Annotated in this window: 10 protein-coding genes; 6 read left to right on the forward strand and 4 right to left on the reverse strand. The window is 64.8% G+C overall.

Going from position 1 to position 12,858, the window contains the following annotated elements:
- Positions 1 to 7: 7 nt before the first annotated feature.
- The 3 genes from BDOA9_RS19800 to BDOA9_RS19810 all read right to left on the reverse strand — a co-directional run bounded on the left by BDOA9_RS19800 (position 8) and on the right by BDOA9_RS19810 (position 3,775).
- Positions 8 to 2,074 carry a TRAP transporter permease gene (locus BDOA9_RS19800; protein ID WP_025035703.1) on the reverse strand — a complete coding sequence of 689 codons (2,067 nt, stop codon included), beginning with the start codon at positions 2,072 to 2,074 and terminating at the stop codon, positions 8 to 10.
- 147 nt (positions 2,075 to 2,221) lie between these two features.
- Entirely contained in the window at positions 2,222 to 3,388 is a 1,167-nt protein-coding gene (locus BDOA9_RS19805) for a TAXI family TRAP transporter solute-binding subunit (protein WP_025035704.1), read from the reverse strand.
- A gap of 165 nt (positions 3,389 to 3,553) precedes the next feature.
- The gene (locus tag BDOA9_RS19810; protein WP_025035705.1) at positions 3,554 to 3,775 is read right to left on the reverse strand and encodes a biotin/lipoyl-containing protein; all 222 of its coding nucleotides are present in this window, start codon (positions 3,773 to 3,775) and stop codon (positions 3,554 to 3,556) included.
- 95 nt (positions 3,776 to 3,870) lie between these two features.
- Here BDOA9_RS19810 and BDOA9_RS19815 point away from each other — a divergent pair, with 95 nt between their 5' ends.
- The 6 genes from BDOA9_RS19815 to BDOA9_RS36835 all read left to right on the forward strand — a co-directional run bounded on the left by BDOA9_RS19815 (position 3,871) and on the right by BDOA9_RS36835 (position 11,336).
- On the forward strand, positions 3,871 to 4,845 hold the full coding sequence (locus BDOA9_RS19815; RefSeq protein ID WP_042336259.1) for an IclR family transcriptional regulator: 975 nt from the start codon (positions 3,871 to 3,873) through the stop codon (positions 4,843 to 4,845).
- Positions 4,775 to 6,334: an acyl-CoA carboxylase subunit beta gene (locus BDOA9_RS19820; RefSeq protein WP_025035707.1), complete on the forward strand. Its 1,560-nt coding sequence runs from the start codon at positions 4,775 to 4,777 to the stop codon at positions 6,332 to 6,334. The genes BDOA9_RS19815 and BDOA9_RS19820 overlap by 71 nt, the downstream gene beginning before the upstream one ends.
- Before the next feature lie 229 nt (positions 6,335 to 6,563).
- Positions 6,564 to 8,261: a GMC family oxidoreductase gene (locus tag BDOA9_RS19825; protein ID WP_025035708.1), complete on the forward strand. Its 1,698-nt coding sequence runs from the start codon at positions 6,564 to 6,566 to the stop codon at positions 8,259 to 8,261.
- Between the two features lie 154 nt (positions 8,262 to 8,415).
- Positions 8,416 to 8,952, forward strand: a complete 537-nt coding sequence (locus tag BDOA9_RS38905) for a hypothetical protein (RefSeq protein WP_025035709.1) — start codon at positions 8,416 to 8,418, stop codon at positions 8,950 to 8,952.
- Between the two features lie 166 nt (positions 8,953 to 9,118).
- Positions 9,119 to 10,645 carry a type II and III secretion system protein family protein gene (locus tag BDOA9_RS19835; RefSeq protein ID WP_244521497.1) on the forward strand — a complete coding sequence of 509 codons (1,527 nt, stop codon included), beginning with the start codon at positions 9,119 to 9,121 and terminating at the stop codon, positions 10,643 to 10,645.
- The gene (locus tag BDOA9_RS36835) at positions 10,620 to 11,336 is read left to right on the forward strand and encodes an EF-hand domain-containing protein (protein ID WP_082847851.1); all 717 of its coding nucleotides are present in this window, start codon (positions 10,620 to 10,622) and stop codon (positions 11,334 to 11,336) included. The genes BDOA9_RS19835 and BDOA9_RS36835 overlap by 26 nt, the downstream gene beginning before the upstream one ends.
- 1 nt (position 11,337) lies before the next feature.
- Here BDOA9_RS36835 and BDOA9_RS19845 read toward each other — a convergent pair whose 3' ends face one another.
- The gene (locus BDOA9_RS19845) at positions 11,338 to 12,807 is read right to left on the reverse strand and encodes an FAD-binding oxidoreductase (RefSeq protein ID WP_025035712.1); all 1,470 of its coding nucleotides are present in this window, start codon (positions 12,805 to 12,807) and stop codon (positions 11,338 to 11,340) included.
- Positions 12,808 to 12,858: the final 51 nt, after the last annotated feature.

The following is a 12,858-nucleotide window of genomic DNA, read 5'->3' on the forward strand; positions in this document are numbered from 1 at the left end:
AACGCAATCAGGGCACGCGCAACCCGTCCGGCATCACAGGCTGGCGACGGACCAGGAGCAGCGCGACCAGGATCGTCGGCAGCAGGATGCCAAGGCCCAGCAGCGTCACCTGCATCTGCGACAGTGGCATGATGCCGCCGCCGGGCGTGGCCACCACGAAGCCGCCGATCACCAGCAGCACGCGGATCGGCCATTCCAGCGCGCCGGCGGCACGGAGGTTGCCGACGAAGGGCTGATAGCCCTGGATGCCGCCGCAGATGAACAGCGTACCGAACGCCGCAAGGCCCATCAGGCCGAGACCGGCGAGATAGGGGCTCGGTCCCTGCAGCACCAGCGCCGGATTGAGCACGAAGAAGAACGGCAGGAAATAGATGATGCTGCCAACCCACATCGATTCCCACCCGGTCTTCATCGCCGGCGAGCCGGCGATGCCCGCGGCGGCAAAGGAGGCGATCGCGACGGGCGGGGTGATCGACGACAGCATGCCCCAATAGAAGATGAACATGTGCACCGCCATGCGGTTGAGCCCGAGCTTCTCCAGCGCCGGCGCGACCAGGATGGCGAGGAAGATGTAGCAGGCCGTCGTCGTCAGCCCGAGGCCGAGAATGAGGCTGGTGAGGGCGCACATGCCGAGCAGCAGGAAGGCATTGTCGCCGGCGATGTGCAGGAGGTCGTTGGCAAGGCTCGACACCACGCCGGTCATCGAGAACGCGCCGATCAAGAGGCCGCAGCCGGCGAGGATGCCGACCAGCTCCACGAAGGTGCGGCCGTTGACCTCCAGGAACTTGCCGATCGTTGCAAACGTCCAGCGCGTGTCCTTGGAGAAGACCTGGTTGAGCACGAGAAGCAGCGCGGTGGCGTAGAACGGCGCGTGGCTCTCGCGCTTGAAGTAGAGCAGCATCACGATCAGCAGGGCAATGACGAAGACGTAGTACCAGCCGTCCTTGATCGTATCCGTGATCCGCGGCAGCTCGGCGCGCGGAATGCCCTTCAGCTTGTGGCGCGCGGCATAGGCGTCGACCTGCATGAACAGGCCGACATAGTAGAGCACCGCCGGAATGATCGCGGCGAGCGCGACGTCGGCGTAGCTGACGTTGAGGAATTGCGCGATGACGAAGGCTGTGGCGCCCATCACCGGCGGTGCCAGCACCGCGCCGGTCGAGGCGCAGGCCTCGATCGCGGCGGCATAAGAGGCACGGAAGCCGCTCTTCTTCATCACGGGGATGGTCATGGTGCCCGCGGTGAGCACGTTGGAGATGATCGACCCCGACATCATGCCGAGCAGGCCGCTGGCAAAGATGCAGACTTTTGCCGCGCCGCCGCGGAAGGTGCCGCACAGCGCGAAGGCGAGGTTGATGAAGAATTTTCCGGCGCCCGTCATCATCAGCGCGGTGCCGAACACCAAAAAGCCGATCACGGTGTCGGCAAAGGCCTGGATGGGAATGCCGAGCAGGCTCTCGCCCGAGAGCACGTGATAGCTGGTCGCCTGTTCCAGTGTCGACTGCGTGCCCCGGAACGGCCCGAGCCAGCGGGCTTCGGCGAACAGCGGATAGATCGTGAAGGGCAGCACGCTGAGGAGCAGGCTCCAGCCGCCGGTGCGGCGCAGCGCCTCCATCAGCATCACCCACATCACGAGGCCTGCAGCGATCACCGTGTTCGGCGCGCCGCCGAATTCCCAGCCGGCCTCCGCGGCCTTGCGGACGTTGACCATCAGCATGAGCGCCGCCGCGAAGGTCACGACGAACAAGACGAGGTCATACCAGGGAACGCGGTCGAGCGGCGCGCGCTCGGTGCCCGGAAAGATCAGGAAGGTGAACGGCAGCAGCAATGCGATCAGGAGATAGAAATACTCCGTGTTGAGCTGGGTGTAGCCGATGAAGAAGCGCAGGGAGAATTGCTGGTTGATGCAGAGCAGGATCGTCGCCGCGGTGGCTGCGACCAGCGCCCACCGCCAGACGCCGCGCAACGTGCGCACGCGCGTGACCTCCGCCTCCTGCATGTTGCCGGCGGCGCCATGCGGATCGTCGAACACGACCCGCTTGGCCGAGGCGGTTGAAGTGGAAGCAGACATCATCGACCCCGCGTGCGCTACTACTGCAGACTAAAGCGAATGGCAGATAGTTGAATCGAATGCGGCCGCGGGCTCGCTTAACCTCTCCCGCAAGCGGGAGAGGGAGCGCACCTTCGGCGGCGCGACGATCACGCCCGACAACATCCCGCTCTATTCCTCGAACCCGTTCGGCATGCCGGCCTTCGCCAGCGCCGCGGCGCGGGCCTTCGTCCAGCCGTCGAGGAAGGCCTTGTCGTCCGACGGCGGATTGGACTTGCCGAATTCCGTCCACGCCGCGGCGAGCACCTCCTGACGCTTGATCAAGTTGTTGTTGTGCGCCTCCTGCGCGTCGCTCCAGTGGCCGGCTTCCTTCAGTGCCTTCACCGCGCCGGGATGCACCGGCACCACCCAGTTCTTGGTCTGGCGGTCGGCCGCAAGGCCGCCGGCGCCGGGCGCGGAATCCTTGTAGGCGTCGTAATTGACGATCATCGCCTTGGTGATCGCATAGACTTGGTCGGCCGGTTGCGAGGCGTAGGCGACGAAGATCGGGTAGGGATAATTGCCGAGCTCGATCGGCTTCTGCGGCGAGATGCCGGCGCCGCAGGTCGCAAGCTGCGGGAAGAAGAACGAGCCGACCTTCTGCATCCGCGCCCAGCCCTCCTTGTCATTGGCGGGCAGCGGCGGCCAGATCAGGCCGCGCGGGGAAGCCTCGGCCTCCTTGGCGGGACCGGTGATGGTGGTGCCGAAGGCGGCATCGACGTCGTTGTTGATCAGGCCCTTCCACATCGCGCCGTAGCTGGCGAACTCGACGGCCTTGACGTCCTTTTGCGTCAGCCCGGCGAAGGCGAGCACCGCGAGCGAGTTCTGGTTCAGCGCGGGCGAGCCGACCACGAAGCCGACGCGCTTGCCCTTGAGATCCTTCAGCTCCTTCACGCCGGTGTCGGCGGCCACCGCAAGCGAGGCGCAATTGCAGTCGACGGTCGAGAGCAGGGTCTGCAGCGGCTGCGGCCCCCATTCCTTGGAGCCGAACTCGAACACGCCTTCCTGCGCGAAGTAAGTGCCCGATCCCATCGCAGACGAGACCGCGCGCTTGGCGCGCAGCGGCGCCAGGCGCGCGACGTCGTTGCCTGCCGGGAGCACGCGCACGTCGGTGCCGTATTTGTCCTTCATCATCTTGCCGACGCCGACCGCGATGTTGAAGCCGGCGGTGCCGGTGTCGTAGGCGGTGAACGTCAATGTCGCCGGCAGCTTGAGATCTTCGGCGAACGAGTAGCGTGTAGACGCAAAAGAAACGCCCGCCACCAAAGCAGGCGCGAGCACGAGCAGCCCACGAAGCATGTTTCCCTCCAATGATCCTCGCTTAGCCGCGAAGATTTCATTCTTTGTTTGAAACAACGTTTTGTTTGAAACCGATCATGTCACCGCGATCAAGCGATGGCAACGCCGTACCGAGCATGCACGAATACGGCTGACAGATTGTCGCGGAAACAACGGATGAAACATTCAACTCGCGACGATCGCGATCGTCTGCCCCTCGGCAACGACGTCGTCGACCTTCACCAGAAGCGATTTGATCGTGCCGTTCGCGGGTGAGGGCACTGGTATCTCCATCTTCATCGCTTCGACCACCACAACGTCATCGCCATCCGCAACGGTTCCTCCAACTTGCACGGGAGTTGCGCAGATTCGTCCCGCGACCTCCGTGACGATCTTAATTTCTGGCATGCCATCGCCTTTTTGTTGTCGTCGCAAAATGCCTGAGGTAGCGTCGTCTGCAAGTGGAATTTAATTCCGCAGAGCGGAACACAACGGTAGGGATCATGGGACGACGTTCGGAGCGGTTGAGCAGGCAAGGTGCGCTCGCTGGTGAAGCCGGTGAGGGTGATGTGATCCAGGTGGTGTCGCGCGCGTTCGACGTGTTGCGATGCTTCGAGGGCCACGAAGCGCGACTCGGCAATCTCGAGATTTCAAATCGCTGCGGTCTGCCGCGCTCGACGGTATCGCGGCTCACGCATACGCTGACCCGCATGGGCCAGCTCGTGTATCTGCCGCGCGATCAAAAGTATCGCATCGGCCCGAGCGCGGTGGCGATGAGCGCTTCGATGATGAAGGGTGCGCAGCTGCGCAGCATGATTCGCCAGCGGCTGCAGGAAGTCGCCGAGCAGCTGCCGGGCACGGTCGGCTTCGTCGTCCCCGACCGCTTCCATCTCGTTTATCTCCAATTCGCGCGCTCGGCGACCGCGCTCGGCTTGCACGAGGGCACCGGCAGCCGCATCTCGATGGCCTCGACCGCCGCGGGTGCAGCCTACACCGCGGCGCTCGCGCCCGAAATCGGAGATGCCTTCGTCGCCGACATGGAGCGGGAAGCCCCCGAGGCTGCGAAGATTCTCAAGCCCCGCATCGAGGCCAACCGGCAGATGCTGCGCGAGCGCGGCTATGTCGTCGCCTGCGGCCTCTGGAGTCCGCATATCAACGGCCTCGCGGTGCCGATCTGGTCGCCGCAATACCAGACCTTCGTCGTCATCACGATCGGGCTTCTGTCGGCGATGTACGACGAGCAGCGTCTGCACGACGAAGTCGCACCGCTGATGCTCCAGCTCGGCCGCTCGCTCGGCAGCCTGATGGAAGGGGCGGAAGGCGACGCCTTCAACAACCGTATCTCGCGCAAGCCGGTCGCCATGGCCGTGCACAACAATAACAAGCCGATCCATTCGGAGGGAGTGAATGAACTGGAAGCCGGAACTCGACGAGCTCGCCCGGCGCGAAGCCTTCGCGCGGGAGATGGGCGGCGTTGACAAGGTCAAGCGACAGCATGACCAGGGCCGGCTGACTGTTCGGGAGCGCATCGACAAGCTGACCGACAAAGGCAGCTTTCACGAGATCGGTGCCGTCTCCGGCGTCGGTGAGTACGATACCAGCGGCGATCTGAAGAAGCTCACGCCGGCCAATTGCGTGTTCGGCCGCGCGCGCGTCGACGGTCGCACCGTTGTCGTGGTCGGCGACGATTTCACCGTGCGCGGCGGTTCGGCGGATGCGTCGATCTCGGCCAAGCCGCTGATGGCGGAGGAGATGGCGCACGATTTCCGCCTGCCCATCGTCCGCATCATCGAAGGCTCCGGCGGCGGCGGCTCGGTCAAGACCATCGAGACCAAGGGCGCGGCCAATCTGCCCGGCGGCATCGGCGGCACGCGCTGGTATCGCTTCACGACGGAGAACCTGTCGCGCGTGCCTGTGGTCGCGCTCGGTCTCGGCTCGGTGGCGGGCCTGGGGGCCGCGCGCCTGGCCGCCAGCCATTTTTCCATCATGACGCGGACGTCGGCGATGTTCGTCGCGGGGCCGCCGGTGGTGAAGGCGCTGGGCCAGGATCTCACCAAGGAGGAGCTCGGCGGCGCCGACATCCAGACCCGCGCCGGCGCGGTCGATCACGCCGTCGACACCGAGGAGGAGGCGTTCGCCTGCGCGCGGCGCTTCCTCTCCTACCTGCCGTCGTCGGTCTACGAGCTGCCGCCGACCTTGCCCTGCACGGACAGCCCCGAGCGCAGCGACGAAGCCCTGATGAACGCGGTGCCGCGCAACCGCAAGCAGGTCTACAAGATGCGGCCCATCATCGAGTCCGTCGTCGACAAGGGCTCGTTCTTCGAGGTCGCCAAGAACTTCGGCAAGCCGATCATTGTCGGCCTCGCCCGGCTCGAGGGCAGGGCAGTGCTGCTGCTCGCCAGCGACAGCTTCCACTATGGCGGATCCTGGACCGCGGATGCCTGCCAGAAGGTGGTGCGCTGGGTCGACTTCGCCGAGACCTTCCATCTGCCGATCGTCTACCTCATGGATTGCCCCGGCTTCATGATCGGCCTCGACGCCGAGAAGGCGGCGACCATCCGCCACGGCGTCCGCGCCATGGCCGCGGTGAATCAGACCACCGTGCCCTGGTGCACCGTGATCCTGCGCAACGCGTTCGGTGTCGCCGGCGTCGTGCATCAGCCGGCCGACCGCTTCTCGATCCGCTACGCCTGGCCATCGGCCTATTGGGGCTCGCTGCCGCTCGAAGGCGGCATCGAAGCGGCCTACCGTGCCGACATCGACGCGGCCGAGGACAAGTCGGCGAAGCTGAAGGAGATCGAGGAGCGTCTCAACAAGCTGCGCTCGCCATTCCGCTCGGCCGAAAAATTCTGGGTCGAGGAGATCATCGATCCCAGGAAGACGCGATCGCTGTTGTGCGAGTTCGCACGCCTCGCCGAGCCGCTGCGAAAAGCGGGGCCGCCGGAGAATTTTTCGATCAGGCCGTAACATCCTCGTGCCCCGGACGCAGCGCGCCTCCCTTCAGCGGTGCGCTGCAGAGCCGGGGCCCATGCCACAGCGAATCCGGAGCCTGCTGGGTCCCGGCTCAGCGCCGCAACGCTACGCGTTGCGGCGCGTCCGGGACACGAGGTGCGGCGCCGACGCCATTCAAGCCACTTCCACGGCAAAACAATAACGCGCTAAGCTCGGCCAACAAAAGCAACAGGAAACGCCAATCGTGTACGACTTCATCATCGTGGGCGGCGGCTCGGCGGGGTCCGTGCTGGCCCACCGGCTCTCCGCCAGGAGCGCCAACAGGGTCCTGCTCTGCGAAGCCGGTCAGGACACGCCACCGGGCAACGAGCCGGCCGAGATCAGGGACAGCTATCCCGGCACCGCCTATTTCGATCCGCGTTTTCACTGGACCGAGCTCAAGGTCACGACGCAGGTCGTCAGCCACAACAATCCGGACGAAGTGCGTCCGCCTCTGCGCAAATACGAGCAGGCGCGCGTGCTGGGCGGCGGCTCGTCGATCAACGGGCAGATGGCCAACCGCGGCGCGCCGACCGACTACGACGAATGGGAAGCGCGCGGCGCCGAGGGCTGGTCGTGGGCGGACGTGCTGCCGTTCTTCAAGAAAGTGGAGCGGGACCTTGATTTCGACGGACCGTATCACGGCAAGGACGGCCGGATCCCGGTCCGCCGCATCCCGCGCGCGCACTGGACGCGGCATTCGGAGGCGTTCGCGCAAGCCTTCCAGCAGGCCGGCCATCAATTCGTGGCCGACCAGAACGGCGAATTCGTCGACGGCTTTTTCCCGGTGACCCATTCCAACCAGGCCGAGCAGCGCGTCTCGGCCGCGATGGGCTATCTCGATCGCGAGACCCGCGCGCGTGCGAACCTTGCGATCTCCACCAACACGCAGGTGCGAGAGCTGCTGTTCGAAGGCTCGCGCTGCGTCGGCGTGAAGGCGATGGTCGACGGACGCGAGCAGGAATTCCGCGGACGCGAGATTATCCTCTCCAGCGGCGCCATCCATTCGCCGGCGCATCTGCTCCGCGCCGGCATCGGCCCGGTCGGTCACCTCAAGGATCTGGGCATTCCCGTGCTGATGGGCTTGCCGGGTGTCGGCCAGCGCCTGATGGATCATCCCTCGATCTCGCTGTCGTCCTTTGTCCGTCGCGGCGCGCGCATGAACGGGCACACCAGGCGTCACATGCAACTCGGCCTGCGCTACTCCTCCGGGCTGCCTGATGTGCCCAGGGGCGACATGTTCGTCGTCGTCATCAGCAAATCGGCCTGGCATGCCGTCGGTGCGCAGATCGGCTCGCTCCTGACCTTCGTCAACAAGACCTATTCCGAGACCGGACAGGTCAAGCTTGCCTCGCGCAATCCTTCCGCAGAGCCGATCGTCGAGTTCAACCTGCTCTCCGACCGGCGCGATCTCGATCGCCTGATGAGCGGCTTCCGCAAGATGGCGGCGATCCAGATGAGCGAGGTCGTCCGGAAGGTGACGGACAAGCCGTTCCCGGCGGCCTATACCGATCGCGTCCGCAAGATCGGGGTGGTCAACACCAGGAACAAGATTCTCACCACGATCGCCGCGGCCTTGATGGACGGGCCGGCGGCGCTGCGCCACTACATGATCGACAATTTCGTCGTCGAAGGCTTCACCTTCGATCAGGTGATGGACGACGACGAGGCGCTGGAAGCCTTTGTGCGCAAGGCCACGATCGGCGTCTGGCACGCCTCGTGCTCGTGCCGCATGGGCCGCACTGAGGATCCGATGGCGGTGGTCGACAATCAGGGCCGCGTCAAGGGCGTGCAGGGCCTGCGCGTCGTCGACGCCTCGATATTTCCGGTGGTGCCATGCGCCAACACCAACTTTCCGGTGTTGATGTCGGCGGAGAAGATCGCGGCTGCGATCATGCAGTAGAAGGCGCCTTGCGCCGTCGACCAGGCGCTTTGGGCATAATCCATGTTAAGAGCGCAAGTAGAAGCAGATTTTTGGCCGCGCTTTAGGCCCATTTTGGCCAAATCGATATTGGCTTCTCCCGGCCGGGGCAGGATCTCCAACTCAGAGACCTGCAATGATCAAACGAGTTCTTTCTGCGTGCATTCTCATTGTCTGTACCTGCGCCGCCTCGCAAGCACGGCCCTATCGCAGCCTTCAAGCGCCCGAATGCAACGTCACCATGCCCTGCGACTTCTCGTATTCGCAAGCGCGCCGCGAGCGGGCTCCCGGAAACGCGTTGCAAGCCTATCGCTCGACGCGAATGACGGTGACTGACGTGGGGACTACTGCCACCTCAACGATTGTCTCGAATGACCGGATTGTTGGCGGGCGTCCGGCCGGGTGCCCCTCGTCCTTCTGCGGCTGCGGCGCGTCCCTGCGCGTGTTTGGTCGTATCGTTCCGGAATTGAATCTGGCCTCGAACTGGCTGCGCTTCCCGCGGACGTCGCCGGCGCCCGGGATGGTCGCCGCCCGCCGCGGCCACGTCTTCGTTCTGGAGCAGCACCTCGGCGGCGATATGTGGATGGCGTATGATGCCAATTCGGGCGGCCGCGCGACCCGCATTCACGCGCGCTCGCTGCGCGGCTATGCTGTGGTCAACCCGCGCGGCTGAGAAAGGGTGAGGGTGCCCGGCTCCGTTGCGGCCGGAGATCTTGCGCGATTTACGGATCGAGTGCGCGCCGGGCGTTTCTTTTCCGGCGTGTATCGCTCTCCTCTGTTTTGTTTCGTTTGTTGTAATGGCGACCGAACGGCCGACCTGCGACGTTAAACCCGCGTTGATGCCACTTGGATCCCGCAATCTGCGCGGAGCTCCGTGGCATCTTCCGTGGGACTGGACGTTGAGGATGATCGTCATGTATGGCAGAGCCGGATCGTTGTCGGGAGCGTTCAGGCGCGTGCTCCCATTGCTCATCGTTCTGGCTGCGGTGTCCTGTCCATCGCCTTCGGCGGTGGGGGCTGCCGACCGCCGTATCTCGAGACAGCAGGATGCGACCGGCCAGTCAGATGGGCAGTTCGTGTCGCTCGGCGTCGGCAAATCCTTCGTGATCGACCTTCCGCGCGAGGTGAAGGACGTGCTGGTCGCGGACCCCAAGATCGCCAACGTCGTGCTGCGATCGGCGCAGCGCGCCTATGTCATCGGCGCGGCGGTCGGTCAGACCAGCGTGGTGTTCTTCGACGATGCCGGCCAGTCGATCAGGGCCTATGACATCGCCGTCAAGCGTGACCTGAACGGCGTTCGCGCCGCGTTGAAACGGGCGCTTCCCGCCGCCAACGTCCAGATCGACGGCGTCGGCGACGGCGTCATCCTGACCGGTACTGCCGCGACGCCCGTCGAGGCCCAGCAGGCCAACGACATCGCCGCGCGCCTCACGGGCGGCGCCGACAAGGTCGTCAACTCGATCACGGTTCGGGGCCGTGATCAGGTGATGCTGAAGGTGACGGTCGCCGAGGTCTCCCGCCAGATCATCAAGCAGCTGGGCGTCGATCTCAGCACGAGTCTCAGCTCCGGTACCTCGGTGGTCAGCCTGACCAATGCGAACCCGTTCACGGCCTATGGCAAGAATCTCGTCGACGGCAACAGTGTCTCGCTTTCGGCGGGTGGAACGACCGCGACGCTGAGGGCGATGGAGAATGCGGGGGTGGTGCGCACCCTGGCGGAGCCGACGCTGACGGCGATCTCGGGAGAGGCGGCGACCTTCATTTCCGGCGGCGAATTTCCGGTTCCCGCAGGTTATTCCTGCGATCCGACCACCCATGTGTGCACCACGCAGATCAGCTTCAAGAAGTTCGGAATGGCGCTCAGCTTTACGCCGGTCGTGCTCGCGGAGGGCCGCATCAGTCTGCATTTGATGACCGAGGTGTCGGACCTCTCGAACGAGAATTCGATTACTCTGTCCCAGGCCGTGAGCGACACGACCACCAACTCCTTGACCGTGCCGTCGATCAAGACGCGCCGGGCCGAGAGCACGCTGGAGATTCCCTCCGGCGGCTCCATGGCGATCGCGGGCCTCATTCAGGACCAGACCAAGCGTGCCGTGAATGGCCTGCCCGGCCTCATGCAGGTGCCGCTGCTGGGCGCGCTCTTCCGCAGCCAGGATTTCGTCAACAATCAGACCGAGCTCGTCGTTCTCGTGACGCCGTACCTGGTCCGCGCCGTGAGCCCGAGAGAGCTGTCCCGGCCGACTGACGGCTTTGTCGGCGCGAGCGACGCGCAGGCCAATTTGATCGGCAACATCAACCGCATTTACGGCCGGACGGGGCCGACGGAAGATCGTCGCGATGGCATTGGATTCATCACCGATTGACGCGCCGGCCGGCAACGTTCAGGCAATCTCCGCAACATCTGTAAACATCCTCGTCAACTTCCTTGCGGCTGTCCGGGCCTCGGGCGCGCCCGATTTGTATCAGTCGATTGCTGGGCAGGTCGGGGCCACACTGTCGCCGCCGGCGATTGGTTGCTCGGTCCAGCATGCAGCTTCCGATCTCCGGTTCACTCAGATGACGCGCCCATCACGAGCCACCAGTTATTTGCTGGTCGGCGTAGTCTCTCTCCTTTGCATCTCACAGCCACGCGCACAGACGCCTCCGGCAGGCGCATCGCCGCCGCCCGTCGATCCGCTTCCCGACGGGCCGTTGATATGGGACTACGATCGCGACGGCACCTACACTTGCGATGAATGGAAGCGCTACATGGAGCAGCTGTTCCGGTTTGCCGACCAGAACCGGGACGGCTTTCTGGGCGCGTCGGAATTCCCTGCCATCCGCCGCGCCGAGCGGACATTCGCCCAGGCGGAGTTGGGATATTTCGACGACAATCGCGACGGCAAGGTGAGCCGGCAGGAGTTCGTGGACAAGCCGAGCCGCTTCATCGGCCGATATGACAGGAACGCGGACTGTAAAGTGACGGCGGCCGAGCTGAAGTCGGGCACATCGCCGCCATCAGGCGGCGGTGGCCGGCCGCCGGGTGGTCCAGGTGGCCCCGGCGCGAAGTTCTAGGTCAGAGCCGGAGCACCTTGCCGGGGTTCATGATGTTCTCAGGATCGAGCGCACGTTTGATGCTGCGCATGATGTCGAGCTCTGTCTTGGAGCGGTAATGGCTGAGCTCGTCGAGCTTGTCGATGCCGATGCCGTGCTCCGCCGAGATCGAGCCGCCCATGGAGGTGACGAGATCGTTCACGGCTCGCGTGATGGCGGCCGCGTATTGATTCAGCGTCTGCTGGTCCATGCCCTTCGGTCCCATGAACGAAAAGTGCAGATTGCCATCGCCGATATGCCCGAGCGGGTAGGGCCGGATGGTCGGGAGAATGTCGAGCACGGCCTCGAGGCCCCTCTCGATGAAGTCCGGAATCCTGGAGATCGCCACCGACACGTCGAAACTGATCCCGGGTCCCTCGGCGCGGGAGGCCTCCGCCATGGCTTCGCGGATGCGCCACATGTTGCGCGATTGACCGAATGTGTGCGCGATCGTCGCATCCAGCACGCGGCCGGCTTCGAGTTGATCTGCGAGAAACTGCTCCATCTTACCGGACATGCCCTCGGTTCCGTCCTGGCGCGGGCGCGCCGACGACCATTCCAGCAGCAGATACCAGGGCGTGTCCGCTTTCAGCGGGTCCTGCGTGCCGGGAATGTGGCGCAGGGCGAGGTCGATGGCGGCCCGGCTGAGCAACTCGCAGGAGCCGACATTGTCCTCGGATGCCGCGTGTGCCTCGGACAGGATTTCCAGCGCCGCGCGGGGATCGCGAACCGCCAGCCACGCCGTGCAGACGTCCTTGGGCGCCGGCCACAGCTTGAGCACAGCCTTGGTGATGATGCCCAGCGTCCCCTCGGCGCCCATGAACAGATGCTTGAGGTCGTAGCCGGTGTTGTCCTTCTTCAGCGCGCGCAATCCGTTCCAGACCTCGCCGCTCGGCAAGACGACCTCAAGCCCCAGCACGAGATTGCGGGCATTGCCGTAGCGCAACACCTGCACGCCGCCGGCATTGGTGGAGAGATTGCCGCCGATCATGCAGGAGCCCTGGGCACCGAGGCTCAGCGGCAGGAAGCGGTCGTGCTGGCTCGCGGTCTCCTGCAGCGTCTGCAACACGCAGCCGGCCTCGACCGTCATCGTATAGCCGACGGGATCGACCTCCAGCACGCGGTTCATGCGGCCGAGCGACAGCACGATGCCGGTGTGCGCAGGCCAGGGCGTTGCCCCGCCCATCAGGCCGGTATTGCCGCCCTGCGGCACGATCGCCACGCCATGCTCATGGCAGAGCCGGACTACTTTGGAGACCTCCTCGGTGCTCCCAGGGCGAACGACGGCCCCGGCGTTGCCGACCAGCAATCCGCGCCAATCCGTCACGAACGGCTGCTTGCCGTGCTCGTCCTCGATCAGGCCTTTGTCGCCGACGATAGCGCGCAGCGCATCGCGCATCTCGGCGGTCAATGGGGCGGTTGGGATGATGGGTTCGGAGGACGGAGCAGGCATTTGTTTCCCCTGGGTACATCTTGGCGTGTACTCGATGTGCCGGTCCCGGCA

This window comes from Bradyrhizobium sp. DOA9, from assembly GCF_000617845.2.
Lineage (GTDB): Bacteria > Pseudomonadota > Alphaproteobacteria > Rhizobiales > Xanthobacteraceae > Bradyrhizobium.